The following is a 19053-nucleotide window of genomic DNA, read 5'->3' as shown; positions in this document are numbered from 1 at the left end:
TTTTCTGCAACTAGTTGCTATCTTGGCACCATGAAGGACGCCGAACCGAGCGAGCACCAGAACGTCACTGCCATCGAAGCACAGCGCCTGCTTGACTCAATGCCGCCGAGACCTCGGCGAGTTTTCAGCGCCGGTGACCATCTGAGCGCGATTGCCACGATCGCGCTGTCATTCGCGTCCGGGCTTCTCGCGCTGAGCGGATTTCCCTGGTGGGCCATCCCACTCACCTTAGGCGCAATCGTCACGTCAAACGTCTGGATCTCCAAGCGACTGAGCCAGCCGAACGAGCCCAGGCTAAAGGGGACCATCATCTCCGCAGCATTCGCCGTCTGGCTCCTGATCCCCGTCTGGCGGGGCCTCGTGCATGGCGAGACGATTCCGTTCCCTGAAGCGTTCATCTTCGCGGGCTTGGCCCCTGCGGCATGGCTGGCGTTCTATGTCGTGCTTCTGATCCGCCGCTGACATGTCGTATGCAGAAATCGATGCACACCTGGTCGCGCCCAAGCGGTTCGTCACCTTGTCGCATCTGCATCAGGTCGAGCAAGCGGACTACCCTGCACTGCAGGAGACGACGGGCTTGTCGATGCCCGATCTGTCAAAGATCCTTCGCGACCTGGAGGATCGAGGCCTGGTGGAGATCTCCAAGGAACGCAAAAACCGGTACGGAACAACCCTGGTGCGGCTAACGCCAGAGGGCCGAAGGGCGTTCCGCGACCTGGTGACCACCCTCAATCGCATTGCCGGACACTAAGCATTGGGGATAACGTCATTCTCGGAGACCGGAGAGCTATGACTCCCCGGAACCACCGCCACATCGGCGAGGATTTCAGCCCCTTGGAGAACGCGCTGCTCGATTCAGCTCGGGGCAACGGCCGTCAGATTTGGAGCGGCCGCAACCAGAGGTTATAGCGCAAAACGAAATTAGACCACGTCGCCGCAGATAGCAACCTTTGACATGAGGGCTCTCATTTCTTGCTCGCAGAGGTTGTGTTGTGCCGCCACTCGCAGCAGTGCCCACAGGTGCCAACCTTTGACAGGAGTGATCTCGTCACTGACTGGTCGAAGGCGCGTGATATTGCCATTTTCATGGTTCGTCCACGAAGGCTGCTCCACGCGCTTTCAATCATTGATTTCAATGAGAAGCCAATCAGCTAAAACGCGTTACTCCGCGGGTACGATCACGGAAGCCCCGTCATCTTCGATCATTTCCCACTGGGCCTCCGGCTTGAACGTCTCTTCAGCAGAGAAGGAACGTGAGCAGAAATCAAAGTCGATGCGGGACAGTTCGAGAGTGCTGACGTCCTCGTTGCTGCGGAATATTAGCCACTGCAAGTCGTCAGAGCTGTCGGCATCTACTTCAGAAGCTGCAGCGGCAAGCACTGGATGAACATCGCCCTTCGGCTCGGCGTAAGGACAGACGATGAGCAACTCATCCCAAGCCATGTCGCCACCGACACTCGAAGGCAAATTAAACGTTCTACTTTTCGAAGAGATATCCTCAAGCTCGGCCTCGAACGAACTTACCGTCGAGCACCCTGGCAGCAACAGCACTCCCGCCAACGCTAGAGAAAGCGTTGATACAGCTTGCACCGATCGCACTTTCACGTCAGACATCGAACCACCTTATCAAGCAATCTCGACGCGATCCGAAACCCCTAACATTGTCAGGTGAGCCAATACCGGGCGTTGCTGGATCAACCAAAGCCAGCGATGCACACCACGGGGACTGTGATGCCGGCATCGCTGAGCTGGGCTCATGGGAGCGAGCTGCTAGCGGGACGAAATCACTCGCACTCTGGCGGAACGAGACCTGCCCCAGTGAACCAAAGCGTTGTTGGATAACCGACTTATGAGTCAGACAGATTTTTGAGTCAGCGCACCTTCCGCGAGATCGCGGGTCGAACAACTTGAACCCGCCGCAGAACTGCCCAGCCGAAGCCACTCGCCAGAGACGCTACCGCAACGCGACAACGAGAATCGGCCTCTGCGAGAGCTCCGCAGAGACCGATCAAAGTCCCAGGTCAGCGGGACAAACGCTTAGCACCTGATGGTAAAGCGGAACCTGTCCATCGAACCCAACCGGAGGCCGAGAAGATAAAATCCCTGGTCAGAGACCCTTATTAGACATTAAATCTAAATTCGACCACGTCGCCGCACAAACCAACCTCTCAAGGCAAGAGCGACCGCGCCATCACCGCCTGTTGCACGGGCTTCAACGATCGCTTGAACTCGTATCCAACAAAGGAACGATGTGAAATCGCATCCGCGCTGACCTCACGCCCCCGCACAAAAGGCGGACACGGGGCAAACCGAACACCGTGCGGTGCAAGATCTAGCAGCTCGCCCGTCACCAGATACGGGTCGAGGAGTTCGGCATGACGCCCTGGGCCATCGGTGAGCACAACGTCAGCGGTCGGGATTGCGTGGCGCAGATCTTCCTCCCACGGCATTCCAACGACGCGCAATTCCGACGGACAGCACTGGCGAATATCTAGACCAAACGCCTGAGCTGCTTCCCACCATGCCCGCGCGATGTTCCCATCCGCGCCGACGAACACGTATCGCAGCTGCGTAACGTCGACGTCGCGCGAAAGTGCATAAAGATCCGACAGCACCTCACAGGGATGATTCACGCTGGTCATTGCGTTGACGACGGGCAACAACCCTGGCGCAGCCAACTGCTCCAACACGTCCATTTTCGGGTGCCGAACAACGACGAGATCGGCCCACTGAGCAAGATATCCGGCAACATCAGCCAGATCTTCATCTTTATCGAGTGTCTCAGGCGGCAAAGTAATCGACTGGAGTCCGATCTCGGCAGCACCCCGCTCGAACGAAAAGCGAGTGCGCAAGCTCGATGGCGGGAAGAACATAGCGACTGCGCCGTCGAAGCTCGGCCCAGAACCAGCGTCGTACCGATCCACTAGCTCAAAGAAGGCGCTGAGCCCAGCGCTGTCCCACCCCCGCAAAGTAAGCAGGTGCTGCCCTACGGCGGTCATCGCACTCACGCGACCTTCAACGGTGTGATCGCCACACCTTTGTTCCCTAGCACCCGGCGCTCAATCCGCAACTCGTAGTTGGACTGCAGGTTCATCCAGAACTCTTCTGATGTCCCGAAGTACCGTGCAAGGCGGATGGCGGTGTCGGCAGTGATGCCGCGTTTGCCATGCACGATCTCGTTGATTCGACGCGGGGGCACGCCGATCGACACGGCGAGCTTGTTCTGCGTGATCCCGAACCCCTCGATGAAATCCTCCATGAGGATCTCCCCCGGGTGGATCGGCTCGATCAGGTCGGTCTCAGTGATAATCGACGAGTTCGACATCTTCCGCTCCTCCTTCTCTCCAGACGAAGCAGATGCGCCACTGGGCGTTCACCCGGATGCTGTGCTGACCTCGACGGTCACCCACCAATCGTTCCAAACGGTTCCCCGGAGGGATCCGAAGATCTTCGACATCCTTAGCCGCGTGAACTAACTCGAGCTTCCTCAAGGTCGCTCGTTGCACGGTTCGGTCGACACCCTTGACGTACTGCTCATGCCAGATGCGCTCGGTATCTTTGCTGCCGAACGATCTGATCACACGACGAGTGTATAACGCGAAGCGTCAATAACGCTATACGTTAAACCTAAACTCCACCACGTCGCCGTCCTGCATGACGTAATCCTTGCCCTCGAGCCGCGCCTTGCCCTTCGAGCGGGCTTCGGCGACCGAGCCGGTCGCGACGAGGTCCTCGAACGAGATGACCTCAGCCTTGATGAAGCCCTTCTCGAAGTCGGTGTGGATGACGCCGGCGGCCTGCGGCGCCTTGGCGCCCTGCGGGATCGTCCAGGCGCGCGACTCCTTGGGGCCGGCAGTGAGGTAGGTCTGCAGGCCGAGCGTTGCGAAGCCGATGCGGGCGAGCTGGTCGAGACCCGACTCGTCCTGGCCGGTGGCTGCGAGCAGCTCGGCGGCGTCCTCGGGGTCGAGGTCGATGAGCTCCGACTCGATCTTCGCGTCGAGGAAGATCGCCTGCGCGGGGGCGACGAGCTCGGCGAGCTCGGCCTTGCGTGCAGCATCCGTCAGCACTGCCTCGTCGACGTTGAAGACGAAGATGACGGGCTTCGAGGTCAGCAGCCCGAGTTCCTTGATGGGCTCGAGGTCGATCTTGCTCGTCGATAGCAGCACGCCGCGCTCGAGAGCATCCTTCGCCTCGTTCGCCGCGACGAGCACCGCGGGGTCGAGCTTCTTGCCGCGGATCTCCTTCTCGAAGCGTGGAATCGCCTTCTCGATGGTCTGCAGGTCGGCGAGCATGAGCTCGGCGTTGATGGTCTCCATGTCGGATGCCGGGTTGACGGCGCCGTCGACGTGAACGACGTCGCCGTCGGCGAATCCGCGCACGACCTGGGCGATGGCATCCGCCTCACGGATGTTCGCGAGGAACTGGTTGCCGAGTCCCTCCCCCTCGCTCGCACCGCGCACGATGCCGGCGATGTCGACGAACGACACCGTCGCGGGCAGGATGCGCTCGCTGCCGAAGATCTCGGCGAGCTTGTTCAGCCGCGGGTCGGGCAAGTTGACGACGCCGACGTTCGGCTCGATCGTCGCGAACGGGTAGTTCGCCGCGAGCACGTCGTTCTTGGTCAGAGCGTTGAAAAGGGTCGACTTGCCGACGTTCGGGAGTCCGACGATACCGATGGTAAGAGCCACGAGAGTCGAGTCTACCGGGCGGATGTCGAGATGCCGGTGCTCGCGCTCTCAGTCCCGGATGGCCCGGAACGCCCGCGCCACATAGGGCAGGTCGATGGATGCTTCGCCCACGACCCCCAGCTCATCGAGCAGGGCGTCCATCTCGGTGTGGATCCGGCGGCGTTCGTCGTCGGATGCGGTGATCAGGTGGCTGCGGGAATCGGCCATCCGGTGCAGCTGGGCGCGTGTCATCGGCCGCGCCCACTCCCACTCCTGGGCCTCGAGCGCACCGAAGGGTGCTGCGATCGTCGGGCCGCCCTCCGCGAGCATGATCTCGGCCGCGCTGGCGTGCATGATCTCCGTCAGCCGTCGCACCCAGTCGACGCGGCTGTCACGGGTGTTCCAGATCAACCCCAGCGTGCCGCCCGAACGCACGACGCGGCCGACCTCGGCCGAGGCCCCAACCGGATCCGCCCAGTGCCACGCCTGCCCGAGCACGACCGCATCGAGGCTCGCAACGGGAAGCGGCAGTCGCTCCGCCGTGCCGTGGAACGTCGGCACGCCCGGCACCGCTTCCCGCAGCGCTGCAAGCATGAGCGCATCCGGGTCGATGGCGATGACCTCGGCCGTCGGGCTCTCGGCGAGCACCCGCGTGAGTTTGCCGGTTCCCGCCCCGACATCAGCGATGCGGTGGGATCCGTGCGGCAGCAGCTCGAGCATCCAGGCGACGGCATCGAACGGATAGTCCGGCCGCGCCGCCTCGTAGTCCGCCGCAACCGCACCGAATGATGTCGCCCTGTCATCGCTCATGTCGCCAGCCTACGGCGAGTCTGACAACGCCCCATAGGTCGCGGAGAGAAGGTGGACGGGTGCCTCTGGATTTCACCGCGATCGACTTCGAGACGGCGAATTCCAGCCCCGCCTCCGCGTGCTCGGTCGGTCTCGTCCGTGTTCGTGATGGCCTCGTCGTCGACACCGAGAGCTGGCTGATCCGCCCTCCCGCCGGGCACGACGACTTCCAGGAATGGAACATCAAGATCCACGGCATCCGTCCTGAGGATGTCGCCGGGGCCGACACCTGGCCCGATCAGTTCGAGCGCCTGTGCGCGTTCGCTGGCACCGACGTGCTGGTCGCCCACAACGCGGGCTTCGACCTCAAGGTGCTGCGCACGGCATCCCAGGTCACCGATCTCGACTGCCCGCCGTACCGCTCGCTGTGCACGCTGCAGGTCGCCCGCAAGGTCTACGACCTCGATTCGTACCGCCTGCCCAAGGCCGCCGCAGCCGCCGGCTTCGCCGAGTTCGCACACCACGATGCGCTCGCCGACGCGCGGGCGTGCGCGCAGATCGCGATCGATGCCGCGCAGCGCACGGCTTCCTCCGATCTCGACTCGCTGGCTCGCGCGATCGGGATCCGGGTGGCGGATGCTCCGGCTCCCGTCGCCCGCGAACACGCCGCCTGAGGACGCTGTTCCACCGGCTTCGGCGGTGGGGCATCCAACAATGTCGGAGGCACCGGGCATCATGGCGATATGGATGCTCCGCTCATCGCTCTGCTCACCGTCATCGCGCTCCTCGTGGGTGTTGCGGTCGGCTGGTTCGCACGCTCGTCGCGCGGATCGGCAGAATCAGCGCGCACCGCGGCGAACCTCGCCCGCACAGAGGCCGAGCTGGCCGCTGCACGCGATGACCGCGATCGGCAGTACGACCTGTATCGCGACGCGGTCGAGCACACGCGCGCCGAGCAGCGCGCCGAGGCGCAGCGCGTGCAGCAGCAGAATGCCGTTCTGACGGCGCTCGCCCCGGTGCGCGAGAGCCTGCAGCAGATACAGAACAAGGTCGCCGCCCTCGAGCACGAGCGGCACGAGCAGTTCGGCTCGCTCGCCGAGCAGCTGCGGCGCGCGCAGGAGTCCGATGAGGCGCTGCGCGCGACGACCGAGTCCCTCGCCGGGGCACTGCGATCCACGTCGACGCGCGGCGTATGGGGTGAAACCCAGCTACGGCGCGTCGTCGAAGCCGCCGGGCTCACGCGCCACGTCGACTTCGACCTGCAGTCGACCATCTCCTCCGATCAGGGGCAGGGTCGCCCCGACATGGTGATCCGCCTCCCCGGGGCGAAGTCAATCGCCGTCGACGCCAAGGTGCCGCTCGACGCCTACCTCGAGGCGACAGCACTGCAGGGTTCCGATGCGAACGAGTCCGAACGCCGCCGTCACATGCAGAAGCACGTCAAGGCGGTTCGCGCGCACATCGATGCTCTGGCGAAGAAGGCCTACTGGTCGGGCCTCGAGTCCAGTCCCGAGTTCGTCATCTGCTTCCTGCCCAGCGAATCCCTTCTCGCGGCGGCGATCGATGAGGATCCGACGCTTTTGGACTACGCCTTCGGGAAGCGCGTGGCTTTGGCCTCGCCGGTCAACCTCTGGGCCGTGCTCAAGACCGTCGCCTACACGTGGACGCAGCAGGAGGTCTCCACCGAGGCGCGTACGCTGCTGAAGCTCGGCACCCAGCTCTTCGATCGGCTCGGCACTCTCGCTGGCCACGCCGACGACCTGCGCCGGGCGCTCGAGCGCACCGTCGACAGTTACAACAAGTTCGCGGGCTCGCTCGAGAGCCGGGTACTCGTGACGGCCCGACAGTTCCCGGGCATCGATACCTCATCGCTCGAGACCAGCCCCGCCGTGATCACCACCCCGGCACGACGCTTCACCGCCCCAGAGCTGCTCGAGGGAGCTCAATCGGCCGCGATCGCTGCCGAACTCGGAGAAGTGCGCGACCGAATCGACGTGGATCAGGCGCTGTAAGGCACCCAGCTCAGCAGAACGATCACCAGCGCGGATGTTCCGAGGAACGCGCCGATCATCCACCACGAGCTGAGCTCGTGCCCCTCGGCGCGACGCTTGCGGAAGAGCACGTCAGCGCGACGGGCCGGATCGACTTTTGCCGCGGTCACCGTTGGAGCGGCGGTGGACGCCGCACGAGCAGCCTCATCGGCCGGGGTCACTCGAAGGATGCGCCCGGTGTCGGTCGTGATCATCTTCACCGGGGCCGACGTGCTGTCGCCCTGATTCTGCTCAGCGGTCATCTCTCACCCTCCTGGAGGCCGTCATCAGGAATGTCGTTGATGACGAGGAAACCAGGCTCCATTGTGCCAGCAAAGCCTGGCCGTCCCCCGCAGGCCTGTGCAAAACGGGGAGAAAGAGCGGGTAACGATGCCGTTACAGCCACTTCGAGACGAGGTGCTCCGATGCGATGCGACGCAGCGTTCCGGAGGCTCCGCGCAGCACGACCGACTCCGTGTACACGTAGTTGCCCTCGCGGCTGACGCCGTCGACGAGCTGGCCATCGGTGACGCCCGTCGCGACGAAGAGAGTGTTGTCGCCGCGCACGAGATCCTCCGCCTCGTAGACGTGGTCCATCTTCAGCCCGGCGTCGATCCCACGCTGGCGCTCCTCATCGTCGCGCGGCCACAGGCGCCCCTGGATGTGCCCGCCGAGCGCCTTGATCGCGCAGGCGGTGACGATGCCCTCCGGGCTTCCGCCGACTCCCACGCACATGTCGGTGCGCGCATTGTGCCGCGCAGCATTGATGCCGCCTGCGACGTCGCCATCGCTCATGAGGCGGGTGCCGGCGCCGGTCTCGCGGATCTCGGCGATGAGCTTCTCGTGACGCGGGCGGTTCAGCACCGAGACGACGATCTCATCGACGGGCTTGCCCAGCGCCTGCGCCAGACGACGGATGTTCTCGCCGATCGGGAGGCGGATGTCGACGACGCCGACACCGGCGGGGCCCGTGACGAGCTTGTCCATGTAGAAGACGCTCGACGCGTCGAGCATCGTGCCGCGGTCGGAGACCGCGATCACCGACAGCGCGTTCTGGCGGCCGGCGGCGGTCAGCGACGTTCCATCGATCGGGTCGACGGCGATATCGCACTCGGGCCCGCGGCCCGATCCCACGACCTCGCCGTTGAACAGCATGGGCGCGTTGTCTTTCTCGCCCTCGCCGATCACGACTCGTCCCTGGAAGTTGACGGTGCCGAGGAAGGCGCGCATCGCGTCGACCGCAGCCCCATCGGCTGCTTCCTTGTCGCCTCGGCCGATGAACGGCACGGCACGGATCGCCGCGGCCTCGGTCGCACGCACCAACTCGAGTGCGAGGTTTCGATCAGGACGCAGCGGGCTCATATCGGCCGTCAGACTCACCATGTATCCATCGTAAGCACCCGAATCGTTGAAACAGCTGGTGTTTCCGCAAACACTTGCTGAAAGAAGTGGCTTTCTTAACGCCAGCGAAGATCGGGACTCGCAAACGACGCGATACAGCCCCGGCATCCGGTCCGGTCCACCGATAGAGTGAAGCTGTCCCAGGCTTCATCTATCGCAGGAGTTATTCATGCCCGTAGCCACTCCGGATCAGTACGCAGAGATGCTCGACCGCGCGAAGGCCGGTTCCTTCGCGTATCCCGCATTCAACGTCTCCAGCTCGCAGACCATCAACTCCGTCCTCCAGGGCCTGACCGAAGCCGGCTCCGACGGCATCATCCAGGTCACCACGGGCGGCGCCGACTACTTCGCCGGCCACACCGTCAAAGCCCGCGCCACCGGCGCCCTCGCCTTCGCGCGCTACGCCACCGAGGTCGCAAAGAACTACCCGATCACGGTCGCCCTGCACACCGACCACTGCCCGAAGGACGCCCTCGACGGCTTCGTCGAGCCGCTGATCGCCGCTTCGGAAGAAGAGGTCAAGGCAGGTCGCAACCCGATCTTCCAGTCGCACATGTGGGACGGCTCGGCCGTTCCCCTCGCTGAGAACATCGAGATCGCCCAGCAGCTGCTCCCCCGCATGAAGAACATCAACGCGATCCTCGAGGTCGAGATCGGTGTCGTCGGCGGCGAGGAGGACGGCGTCGAGCACAAGGGCTCCAACGACGCCCTGTACACCACCTTCGCCGACGTCGACCAGGCCGTTCAGGCCCTGGGCCTCGGCGAGCAGGGCCGCTACATCGCCGCCCTCACGTTCGGCAACGTCCACGGCGTCTACAAGCCCGGCGGAGTCAAGCTGCGCCCCGAGCTCCTGGGCGAGATCCAGGCCGAGGTCGCCGCGAAGTACAACACCGGCGCCAAGCCCCTCGACCTCGTCTTCCACGGCGGATCCGGATCGAGCGACGAAGAGATCGCCACGGCCGTCGCCAACGGTGTCATCAAGATGAACATCGACACCGACACGCAGTACGCCTACACGCGTGCGATCGCCGACTACATGTTCAAGAACTACGACAGCGTCCTGAAGGTCGATGGCGAGGTCGGCAACAAGAAGGTCTACGACCCGCGCGCCTGGGGCAAGGTCGCCGAGTCCGCGATGGCTGCGCGCATCGTCGAGTCGACCCGCCAGCTCGGCAGCTACGGCCAGTCCCAGAGCTGATCGACGCACCTCTGATAGACGCGAAGACCGCGTCGAGACGCTCTCCGTCTCGGCGCGGTCTTCGCGTTGGCGGGCGAGTATCAGCGTCGGCGTCGACGCACCTCCGCGATGATGAGATCGCCGATCGCATCCGAGATCAACAGAATGCCGAAGAAGCGGCCTGCCCCGGCGCGACGCGAGAGAAGGATGCCGCCGGAGAGCTCGGCGACGCTGAGCGCCGCCGCGATCAACGGCTTGCTCCGAAGAGCAGCGCCGAGGCGCGCGAACGGGCGATCGCGACGAGTCAGCGGGGTCATCTCGCCCAGGCCGCCGACGAGCGTGTCACCGATAGCGCGCGCCCACCCGGTGCGCTCGAACCGCCGCACCGGCAGGTGCGGCTCTTCGAAGGCTCCGGCGATGAGCTCGGCGGGCAGCCCGAAGGCCGCGAGGAACGCCTCCTCACGGGCGCGCAGCCCGACGATGCCGCCGAGCGCCTCCGGTCGGAGCGCGCGATGTGCGGCGTCGACATCGAGCACAGAATGCGCCGCGAGCTCGATGAGCTCCTCCCGGCTGCCATCGCCGTCGCTGAGCAGCGCACGGCAGATGGCCTGCGTCTCCGGCACGGTGATCGCATCGAGATCGAGCACCGGCTCGGTCGCCCGCTGGGCATCCGGCCAGAACAGATGCAGACCGCCCGGGGTCGTGATCTCGAACCAGTCCCCGCCGCCCGCGACGCGATTGAGCTCGATGACGGGCATCTCCGCCGCGGAACCGATCCCCGCGGTCGTGCTCTCCTCCGAAGCGAAGCGTACGAGCGACCAGGCGCCCGACTCCATATGGTCGACCGCGACTCGGTTCAGCTGCGCCAGCATGCGGCCCGCGAACGGCCCCCGGTGGGAGAAGACGGCGATCTGAACGGGGTGCGGCGCGAAGAGATCCTCGTCGATCAGGTCCTGTTCCGGGTCGCTGAGCTCGGCATCCGCTGCACCGAGCGCTTCCTCGATGTCCTCCGCGTCCTCCAGCTCATCATCGCCCTCGACATCGAGCAGGAGCAGGAGCCCCTCCGCACGGAACGCCGCACGCAGTTCACCGACCGTGAGCGTCGTGGCCACAGCATCCGCTTCGGTGAGGGTCAGCACCGTACCGGCATCCGTCACGGGGATTTCGAGAACCGCCTCATCGTCGTCCCACACCGCGTCAGAATCCCTCAGTCCCGCAGGTACGCGCAGGGAACGCAGAATCTCGCGAGCCGCCGCACGGGGATCACCGCCATCGACGCGTTCGACCGAGGCATAGGAAAGATGAACGCCAAAGCTGTTGTCATGCACACGATGACGATATCGGCCCGGCCCCGCACCGAGCTGTGAGCGTCAGACGCCGGTCATCGATTCGAGGTACGACAGGAAGGCCGGATCCCCCATCATCGGCACAGCGATGCAGAACGACACGACGACCCCGGTCGCGAGGGCGCCGACCAGCGGAACCCACCAGGAGATCTTGCCCGTGCGCAAGCGGCGCATCGACAGCACAGCCGTGATCACCCAGCCGATCACCAGCACCGCTGCCGCGATCGTTCCCCACAGCCGCCCCTGGGCGAAGTTCGAGAACTCGCCGTCGACGCCGAGCAGCTGCAGGCTCTCGTTCATGACCGCAGGAAGATCCAGGTAGGACCCGGCCGTCATGAACACGTTCACGACGCCATAAGCGAGCAGGGCGATCGTCAGCAGCCGGTCCCAGGAGCGGGGCTTCGGCGCGGCCTCCTCAGGCGATGCCGTGGCCGCCGGTCGAAGCGCGGCGGGTTCGGCAGGAACAGCTTCGACAGCGTCCAGCGGAGGAAGCCCTGCCAGACGGCGCTGCTCCTCGACGGTCGCATACTCACCGTACTGGGGACGCTGTTCACTCATGCAACCATGCTAACCGGCTCCGCTTTGAGCAGGCCGGAAAGAGCGGCGGCCCCTGAGAAGTGGGGACTCCTCCGGGGCCGCTGGCTACGAACGCTGGGGACGTTCTCGCCGAGATGAGTAAGCGCTGGGGACGCTTCCCTCACCTTCGGCACCGCAATACAGGCGCCGATACCCAACACCTTAGACAACCGTCCAGAAGAATGCGAGGGGTACTTCTTCAGATAGTGAACTCGTCGCCGACGGCGACACCGGCGGCCCCGGAATCGAGCGCATCGGCCCCGAGCTGGAGCGAGAGATTCCGGGCCGTGCGCTGCAATCTCCGCACAAGGGCGCGATCGACCACGGCCTGCTCCGCGGGAAGGGAGATCGCCAGCGAGGCCGTCACACCCGGAGCGATGACCGGCACCGCGAGACACGTGCTGCCGATCGAGTACTCCTCGTCGTCGACCACCCAGCCCGGCGACTGCTGCAGCTGCGTCAGCAGCGTGGCACGGTCGCTGATCGTCTTCGGGGTCAGCTCCTCCAGACGATGCCGCGATAGATAATCGAGCCGCTCCGACTCCCCGAGACCGGCGAGGATCTGCTTGCCCAGGGCCGTCGCATGCGCGCTCGAGTGCAAGCCCACCCACAGCTCCACACGGGGTTTGTGCGTGCCATCGACGATGTCGACGAGATGCACCTCGCCATCGTCGAAGCGCGATAGGTACGCGGTCGCCCCGACCTCATCCGTCACCTCGCGCAATGCCGCCCGGACGCGCGCGAGGAAGACACCGCGCGAATCGATCTGCTCCTGGAACGACGGAAAGCGGTCCCCGAGCACGATCCCATCCGGCTCCGCCGAGAGATAGCCCTCATGGACGAGGGTCCGCAACAGGTTGTACGTGGTCCCCGCGGTGAGGCCGGTAGCGGCGGCGAGCGCCTTCGCCGGCAAGGGGCGCGGAGCATTCGCGACGATGTCGACCAGACGCAGAGCACGCTGCACGGATCCGATCAGCGTCGGCTCCGATTCCTGGGCGGCCACGACGATCAGGCTTGTCGGGTGCTACGCCCGCCGAGCGCGCGATCATCGCGCGCTCCCGAAGCATTCTGCCTGAGCTCCTTCGGCAATGAGAACATCAGATCCTCCTCGGCGGTGCGCACTTCTTCCACGTCACCGTACCCAGCGGTTCCGAGCGTCTCGAGGACCTCTTGCACGAGCACTTCCGGCACGGAAGCCCCGCTCGTCACTCCCACGGTGGCGACGCCGTCGAGCCATTCCTGCTTGATCTCATCGGCGTAATCGATACGGTACGCGGCTTTCGCCCCGTACTCCAGGGCCACTTCCACGAGCCGCACGCTATTGGAGGAATTCGCGGACCCGACGACGATCACCAGATCGGCTCCGACCGCAACCTTCTTGATCGCGACCTGACGGTTCTGCGTCGCGTAGCAGATGTCATCCGACGGCGGGTTCTGCAGATCCGGGAATCGCAGTCGCAGACGTTCGACCGTCTCCATCGTCTCGTCGACCGACAGCGTCGTCTGCGACAGCCAGACCACCTTCGAGGGGTCCTTCACCTCGACGGTGTCGGCATCAGCGGGCGAGTTCACGATCGTGACCGCGTGCGGGGCCTCCCCCGCCGTGCCCTCGACCTCTTCGTGCCCCTCGTGACCGATGAGGAGGATCTCGTAGTCGTCACGGGCGAAGCGCACGGCCTCGCGGTGCACCTTGGTCACCAGCGGGCAGGTCGCATCGATCGCCTGCAGGCCCCGATCGGCCGCGGCCTCGACGACGGCCGGCGAGACGCCGTGCGCGCTGAAGACCACGTGAGCGCCTTCCGGAACCTCGTCGACCTCATCGACGAAGATCGCCCCCTGAGCCTCGAGCTCGGTCACCACGTGAATGTTGTGCACGATCTGCTTGCGCACGTACACAGGAGCCCCGTACCGCTCGAGCGCCTTCTCGACGGCGACGACGGCGCGGTCGACCCCGGCGCAGTACCCGCGCGGAGCGGCGAGCAGGATCCGCTTGCTCCCGTCGACCGGGATATCCTGAAGAAGCGCCGTGCGCGATCGTGGGATGCGCGGAATGGGCAGATGAACGGTGGCCTGGGTCACGGCTCGATCCTAGCCGTGACCACCCGGGAAAGCTCCGGGCCGGTCCCCGCGGGAACCGGCGGAGAAGAGGACGAGATGACGCTGTTCGAAGCATCGCCCGCGGCCGGCGAGACGCCGCCTCCGGATGCCGTCGCCCCGAGGGATTCGACGGCGGATGCTCCGACCTCTGTCGCACGGTTGAACACGACCATCCGCGACTTCATCGCCCGGTGGAACATCGTCTGGGTCGAGGGCGAGATCACCTCGTGGAACGTGCGCGGCGGAAACGTCTTCGGCAGGCTCAAAGACACCCAGTCCGATGCGCAGATCTCGATCCGTGTGTGGTCGAGCGTGCGCGGGCGGATCCCCGCCGACCTCGCCGTGGGCGCTCACGTCGTGGCCGCCGTCAAGTCGGACTACTTCGTCAAGGCCGGCGATTTCAGCTTCACCGTCTCCGCCATGAAGCACGTCGGGCTCGGCGATCAGCTCGAGCGGCTCGAACGCCTGCGCGCACAGCTCCGCGGCGAGGGCCTCTTCGATGCCTCTCGCAAGAAGCCCCTCCCCTTCCTCCCCAACACGATCGGCCTCATCACGGGTGAGCGCTCGGATGCCGAGAAGGATGTGCACCGCAACGCCGAACTTCGCTGGCCGCAGGTGCGCTTCCGCACCGAGTACGCGGCGGTGCAGGGGGAACGGTGCGTTCCCGAGACGCTCGCAGCACTCGCACGGCTGGATGCCGACCCCGAAGTCGATGTCATCGTGATCGCCCGCGGCGGCGGCGACCCGCAGACGCTGCTGGGATTCAGCGACGAGCGGCTCGTACGAGCCGTGGCCGCGGCATCCACCCCGATCGTCTCGGCGATCGGGCATGAGAACGACCGACCGCTCCTGGACGACGTGGCCGACCTGCGCGCTTCGACACCCACCGATGCGGCGAAGCGCGTCGTCCCCGACGTCGGCGAGCAACGCGCTCTCATCGCCCAGCTGCGGTCGCGGGCGACGACCCGGCTGACCCAGCGCATCTCGCACGACATCGCGCAGCTCGAGCAGCTGCGCACGCGCCCCGTGCTGCGCACCCCCGATCCCATCATCGACACGCGTTCCCAAGAGGTCTGGCTGCTGCTCTCCCGCGGTCGCGACACGATCTCCCGCCACATCGACGGAGCCGAGCGACGCACCGTCGAGCTCCGCGCCTCCCTGCGGGCGCTCTCACCGGCGGCGACCCTCGCCCGCGGCTACGCCATCGCGCACCTCGACGGAGGGTCGATCCTGCGCGACGCCGCAGACGCGCCGGCCGGAACAACCATGACCATCACACTCGAGAACGGTTCCGTCGCCGCGCGATCCGACGGCGCGGCGCAGTCGCCGTCGACGCCCGCGTGAGCCGGTCCGGCGCCCGAGCGTCGAAGCGTAGGATGGAGGGGTGACCGCGCCCAACGACTCCCCCGTCGAGACTCTGTCATTCGAAGCCGCCCGTGACGAGCTCGTCCGCGTCGTCGCCGAGCTCGAGCAGGGGGCACCGACGCTCGAGCATTCGCTGGCCCTGTGGGAGCGCGGCGAGGCCCTCGCGGCCCGCTGCGAGGAGTGGCTCGTCGGAGCCAAGCGCCGCCTCGAACAGGCCCGCGCAGCATCCGAGGAAGACGAAGCATGAGCAAGAAGCCCGCGATCGTCGCCGAGCTGGGCCGCCCTGAGACTCCGGAGGAGACCTCTGCGCGCAAGGCGGAGTTCAGCAAGACCTACCGCGCCAGCCAGACGTTCCGCAACCTCATCGCCGCGCTGATCATCACGGTCGCGGTCGTCGCGGTCGTGATCTTCGCGGTTCCCCGCGGCGAGCCCGTCGCCGAGCCGTCGATCGATGTGGCCGCCATCGCCGCAGACGTCGAGACCGCGATGCAGAGCCCGGCGATCGTTCCGGAGACCGGTGATTTCTGGCGCGTCAACGCTGCCGAGCTGCAGGGCGGATCGACCACGGTCTGGAACGTCACCCTGGCACCGGCATCCCAGGAGGAGCGCGGATTCATCCGAATCGCCCAGGCCTTCGGCACCGATTCGTCCTGGGCGCCGCAGATGCTCAGCGGCACCGCCGCAACCGACACGACGCGCATCGGCGGCCTCGAGTGGGACGTCTACACGCTCAAGGGCACCACCGACGACAACGTCAGCTACGCAATCGGCACCCAGGCGGGTGACGACTACATCCTCCTCTACGGCTCACGCTCTGCGGAGTCGACGGCCGAGCTCGCCGAAACTCTTGTTCCGCAGATCGAAGCCCTCAAGGAGGCCTCATGACCGCTCTGACCCCGACTGCCGCCTGGCAGGAGATGCTCGAGGGGAACCAGCGGTTCGTCTCGGGTGACCCCCGTCACCCGAACCAGGACGTCGGCCGCCGTCACGACCTCGCCAGCGAGCAGAACCCGATGGCGACGCTGTTCGGTTGCTCCGACTCGCGCCTGGCCGCCGAGATCATCTTCGACAAGGGCCTGGGCGACCTGTTCGTCGTCCGCAACGCCGGACAGGTCCTCGGCGAATCGATCGTCGCGAGCCTCGAGTACGCCGTCGGCATCCTGAACGTCCCGCTCATCGTCGTGCTCGCCCACGACTCCTGCGGAGCCGTCGGCGCCGCGATCGCCGGCACCCCGATCGACGCCGAACCGCTTCCGGCCAACATCTGGAAGCTCATCGCCCCCATCGTCCCCGCAGCCCGCAAGGTGCTCGCTGCCAGCGGCGGCGGCTCGGTGACCGACATCGACGCCGAGCAGGTCGGCGCCGAGCACCTGCGCAACACCGTGCGCGACCTGCTGCAGTCCTCCGAGATGATCGCCAGCGCGGTCGAAGAGGGACGCCTGGGCATCGTGGGCGCGAACTACCGTCTTTCCGAGGGCACGGCCGTGCCCGTCATCACTGTTGGAATCGACACGGGGATCGAAGGCGTCCCCGCCACCCAGGAGGGATCGAAGTGACCGAAATCGAGTACCGCATCGAGCACGACACCATGGGCGAGGTGCGCGTTCCCGCAAACGCGCTCTACGGTGCGCAGACCCAGCGCGCCGTCGAGAACTTCCCGATCTCGGGCTCCGGCCTCGAGTCGACCCAGATCGCCGCGCTCGCACGCATCAAGAAGGCCGCGGCCCTCGCGAACAAGGAGCTCGGCACGCTCGACGCCGCCATCGCCGACGCGATCGCCCAGGCCGCCGACCAGGTCGCCTCCGGCATCCACGACGGCGAGTTCCCCGTCGACACGTACCAGACCGGCTCTGGCACGTCCTCGAACATGAATATGAACGAGGTCCTGGCGACGCTCGCGACCCGCATCCTCGGTGCGACCGTTCACCCGAACGACCACGTCAACGCCTCGCAGTCGTCGAACGACGTGTTCCCGACCTCGGTGCACATCGCCGTCACGCAGGCGCTCATCGACACCCTCATCCCCGCGCTCGACCACCTCGCCGTGGCGCTCGAGGCCAAGGCCGAGCTGTGGAAGGACGCCGTCAAGTCGGGTCGCACCCACCTCATGGATGCCACCCCCGTCACCCTCGGCCAGGAGTTCGGCGGCTACGCCCGCCAGATCCGCCTCGGCATCGAGCGCGTGCAGTCGGCCCTCCCCCGCGTCGCCGAGGTTCCGCTGGGCGGCACCGCAACCGGCACCGGCATCAACACCCCGCTCGGCTTCCCGCAGAAGGTCATTGCGCTGCTCGCCGCGGAGACCGAGCTGCCGATCACCGAGGCGAAGGACCACTTCGAGGCACAGGCCAACCGTGACGGCCTCGTCGAGGCATCCGGCGCCCTGCGCACCATCGCCGTCTCGCTGACGAAGATCAACAACGACCTGCGCTGGATGGGCTCGGGCCCGAACACGGGTCTCGGCGAGCTGCACATCCCCGACCTGCAGCCCGGCTCCTCGATCATGCCCGGCAAGGTCAACCCGGTCGTCCCCGAGGCTGTTCTCATGGTGTGCGCCCGCGTCATCGGCAACGATGCGACGGTCGCCTGGGCCGGAGCATCCGGATCCTTCGAGCTCAACGTCGCGATCCCCGTCATGGGCACGGCCCTCCTCGAATCGATCCGCCTGATCGCGAACGCCTCGCGCGTGCTCGCCGACAAGACCGTCGACGGCCTCGAGGCCAACCTCGAGCGCGCCGCGGCCTTCGCCGGCATGAGCCCGTCGATCGTGACCCCGCTGAACAAGGTCATCGGCTACGAGGCCGCGGCGAAGATCGCCAAGCACGCGGTCGCCGAGGGCATCACGGTGCGCGATGCCGTCATCGCCCTGGGCTACGTCGAGCGCGGTGAGATCACGATCGAGCTGCTCGACGAGAAGCTCGACCTGCTCTCGATGACCCACCCGGGTTGATCCCGACAGTCTGATCCGGATGCCGCGAGGACCTGTTCCTCGCGGCATCCGTGTTTCCAGGGGTGTATCGGCACGCTTGCGATGATGCGCCCTGCGGAGGTTGTTGCCCACAGCGGACGTTTCCGCGGAAAGGGTCCGTCAGGTGCGACAAAGCCCGGCGCGTGCAACGGGCCGGACCTCGCCGGTGGATGCTGCGCCCCGACCGTCTCAGAATTCAGAGGCCGAGCGGCAGCGCGCGGAAGGTCACCAGCACTGCCCGCGTCTCGTCGTCCACCGTGAAATCCGGGTCGCCCATCGCCGCACGGAACTCGTCCCCGTGCCAGAACTGCTCGTGTCCGCTTCGCCACTCCGCGACCGACGTGAACCCTTCGCCCTCGGCGATCGCGTGCGCGAGATCGACATCGGCGACGCGCACCTCCCGAACCTCGGTGATCTCCTCGATGCACACGGGTGCGTCATTCGAGTCGATGACGACTGCCCGGTCGCCGACCGCCGGAAGCGGTTCGCCCTCGAGCTCGTACTGCACGACCAACGAGGTCGTCGACGTCTTCTCGCCGCTCAGGATCGCCGCGACGAGCTGGTCGCGCAGCGGGCCCGGGAATGCGTACTCCGAGACGGGAAGTTCTGAGGATTCCGGCATCCGTCCAGCTTATTCCGG

The 19053-nt window shown here is 65.9% G+C and carries 23 protein-coding genes; 10 read left to right on the top strand and 13 right to left on the bottom strand.

Features of this window, described 5'->3' with window-relative positions; genetic code table 11:
• Window positions 1-30 precede the first annotated feature (30 nt).
• On the top strand, window positions 31-462 hold the full coding sequence (locus Q0Z66_RS02305; RefSeq protein WP_298037250.1) for a hypothetical protein: 432 nt from the start codon (window positions 31-33) through the stop codon (window positions 460-462).
• Window position 463: 1 nt separating this feature from the next.
• On the top strand, window positions 464-751 hold the full coding sequence (locus tag Q0Z66_RS02300) for a transcriptional regulator (RefSeq protein ID WP_298037248.1): 288 nt from the start codon (window positions 464-466) through the stop codon (window positions 749-751).
• Between the two features lie 410 nt (window positions 752-1161).
• Here the strand turns inward: Q0Z66_RS02300 and Q0Z66_RS02295 are convergent, their stop codons facing one another.
• The 6 genes from Q0Z66_RS02295 to Q0Z66_RS02270 form a co-directional block, all read right to left on the bottom strand.
• Window positions 1162-1614 (bottom strand): hypothetical protein, encoded by a 453-nt coding sequence (locus Q0Z66_RS02295; protein WP_298037247.1) that lies wholly within the window; start codon window positions 1612-1614, stop codon window positions 1162-1164.
• Between the two features lie 554 nt (window positions 1615-2168).
• The gene (locus Q0Z66_RS02290; protein ID WP_298037245.1) at window positions 2169-2999 is read right to left on the bottom strand and encodes an ornithine carbamoyltransferase; all 831 of its coding nucleotides are present in this window, start codon (window positions 2997-2999) and stop codon (window positions 2169-2171) included.
• A gap of 5 nt (window positions 3000-3004) precedes the next feature.
• Window positions 3005-3325, bottom strand: a complete 321-nt coding sequence (locus tag Q0Z66_RS02285; RefSeq protein WP_298037242.1) for a HigA family addiction module antitoxin — start codon at window positions 3323-3325, stop codon at window positions 3005-3007.
• Entirely contained in the window at window positions 3300-3581 is a 282-nt protein-coding gene (locus Q0Z66_RS02280; protein ID WP_298037240.1) for a type II toxin-antitoxin system RelE/ParE family toxin, read from the bottom strand. Before Q0Z66_RS02280 ends, Q0Z66_RS02285 begins: the two co-directional genes overlap by 26 nt.
• A gap of 33 nt (window positions 3582-3614) precedes the next feature.
• The gene (gene ychF / locus Q0Z66_RS02275; protein ID WP_298037238.1) at window positions 3615-4688 is read right to left on the bottom strand and encodes a redox-regulated ATPase YchF; all 1074 of its coding nucleotides are present in this window, start codon (window positions 4686-4688) and stop codon (window positions 3615-3617) included.
• A 48-nt stretch (window positions 4689-4736) separates the two neighbouring features.
• A complete protein-coding gene (locus tag Q0Z66_RS02270) occupies window positions 4737-5477 on the bottom strand; it encodes a class I SAM-dependent methyltransferase (RefSeq protein ID WP_298037237.1) in 741 nt (246 codons plus the stop codon).
• Window positions 5478-5536: 59 nt separating this feature from the next.
• Between Q0Z66_RS02270 and Q0Z66_RS02265 the strand changes: the two genes are divergently transcribed.
• Entirely contained in the window at window positions 5537-6130 is a 594-nt protein-coding gene (locus Q0Z66_RS02265) for a 3'-5' exonuclease (RefSeq protein WP_298037235.1), read from the top strand.
• A 69-nt stretch (window positions 6131-6199) separates the two neighbouring features.
• A complete protein-coding gene (gene rmuC, locus Q0Z66_RS02260; RefSeq protein WP_298037233.1) occupies window positions 6200-7468 on the top strand; it encodes a DNA recombination protein RmuC in 1269 nt (422 codons plus the stop codon).
• Here the strand turns inward: rmuC and Q0Z66_RS02255 are convergent.
• Window positions 7456-7749, bottom strand: coding sequence for a hypothetical protein (locus Q0Z66_RS02255; protein WP_298037230.1), 294 nt, complete (start codon window positions 7747-7749; stop codon window positions 7456-7458). The genes rmuC and Q0Z66_RS02255 overlap by 13 nt on opposite strands.
• A 133-nt stretch (window positions 7750-7882) precedes the next feature.
• Entirely contained in the window at window positions 7883-8869 is a 987-nt protein-coding gene (glpX, locus tag Q0Z66_RS02250) for a class II fructose-bisphosphatase (protein WP_298037228.1), read from the bottom strand.
• Window positions 8870-9056: 187 nt separating this feature from the next.
• Here glpX and fbaA point away from each other — a divergent pair, with 187 nt between their 5' ends.
• Window positions 9057-10085 carry a class II fructose-bisphosphate aldolase gene (fbaA, locus tag Q0Z66_RS02245; RefSeq protein ID WP_298037225.1) on the top strand — a complete coding sequence of 343 codons (1029 nt, stop codon included), beginning with the start codon at window positions 9057-9059 and terminating at the stop codon, window positions 10083-10085.
• Between the two features lie 80 nt (window positions 10086-10165).
• Here the strand turns inward: fbaA and Q0Z66_RS02240 are convergent, their stop codons facing one another.
• The 4 genes from Q0Z66_RS02240 to Q0Z66_RS02225 form a co-directional block, all read right to left on the bottom strand.
• Entirely contained in the window at window positions 10166-11257 is a 1092-nt protein-coding gene (locus Q0Z66_RS02240) for a hypothetical protein (protein ID WP_298037223.1), read from the bottom strand.
• Between the two features lie 177 nt (window positions 11258-11434).
• On the bottom strand, window positions 11435-11968 hold the full coding sequence (locus tag Q0Z66_RS02235) for a DUF6264 family protein (protein WP_298037221.1): 534 nt from the start codon (window positions 11966-11968) through the stop codon (window positions 11435-11437).
• Window positions 11969-12185: 217 nt separating this feature from the next.
• Complete coding sequence (locus Q0Z66_RS02230) at window positions 12186-12989, bottom strand: IclR family transcriptional regulator C-terminal domain-containing protein (protein WP_298037218.1); 804 nt, start codon at window positions 12987-12989, stop codon at window positions 12186-12188.
• Window positions 12990-12994: 5 nt separating this feature from the next.
• Window positions 12995-14038, bottom strand: a complete 1044-nt coding sequence (locus tag Q0Z66_RS02225) for a 4-hydroxy-3-methylbut-2-enyl diphosphate reductase (RefSeq protein ID WP_366938955.1) — start codon at window positions 14036-14038, stop codon at window positions 12995-12997.
• A gap of 102 nt (window positions 14039-14140) precedes the next feature.
• Here Q0Z66_RS02225 and xseA point away from each other — a divergent pair, with 102 nt between their 5' ends.
• From xseA to Q0Z66_RS02200, 5 genes are read left to right on the top strand one after another with little or no spacing between them, the layout of a single operon-like run.
• Window positions 14141-15427 carry an exodeoxyribonuclease VII large subunit gene (gene xseA, locus Q0Z66_RS02220; RefSeq protein WP_298037267.1) on the top strand — a complete coding sequence of 429 codons (1287 nt, stop codon included), beginning with the start codon at window positions 14141-14143 and terminating at the stop codon, window positions 15425-15427.
• Between the two features lie 40 nt (window positions 15428-15467).
• Window positions 15468-15695 carry an exodeoxyribonuclease VII small subunit gene (locus Q0Z66_RS02215; protein WP_298037212.1) on the top strand — a complete coding sequence of 76 codons (228 nt, stop codon included), beginning with the start codon at window positions 15468-15470 and terminating at the stop codon, window positions 15693-15695.
• On the top strand, window positions 15692-16333 hold the full coding sequence (locus Q0Z66_RS02210) for a DUF4245 family protein (RefSeq protein WP_298037209.1): 642 nt from the start codon (window positions 15692-15694) through the stop codon (window positions 16331-16333). The genes Q0Z66_RS02215 and Q0Z66_RS02210 overlap by 4 nt, the downstream gene beginning before the upstream one ends.
• Entirely contained in the window at window positions 16330-17004 is a 675-nt protein-coding gene (locus tag Q0Z66_RS02205) for a carbonic anhydrase (protein ID WP_298037206.1), read from the top strand. The genes Q0Z66_RS02210 and Q0Z66_RS02205 overlap by 4 nt, the downstream gene beginning before the upstream one ends.
• Window positions 17001-18395, top strand: coding sequence for an aspartate ammonia-lyase (locus tag Q0Z66_RS02200; protein ID WP_298037203.1), 1395 nt, complete (start codon window positions 17001-17003; stop codon window positions 18393-18395). Before Q0Z66_RS02205 ends, Q0Z66_RS02200 begins: the two co-directional genes overlap by 4 nt.
• Window positions 18396-18609: 214 nt before the next feature.
• Here the strand turns inward: Q0Z66_RS02200 and Q0Z66_RS02195 are convergent, their stop codons facing one another.
• A complete protein-coding gene (locus tag Q0Z66_RS02195) occupies window positions 18610-19035 on the bottom strand; it encodes an ASCH domain-containing protein (RefSeq protein ID WP_298037200.1) in 426 nt (141 codons plus the stop codon).
• Window positions 19036-19053: the final 18 nt, after the last annotated feature.

Origin of the sequence: uncultured Microbacterium sp., assembly GCF_947632095.1 — a bacterium.
GTDB lineage: Bacteria > Actinomycetota > Actinomycetes > Actinomycetales > Microbacteriaceae > Microbacterium.
Note: the sequence above shows the minus strand (reverse complement) of the source record. Positions and strands in the feature narration are given on the sequence as shown.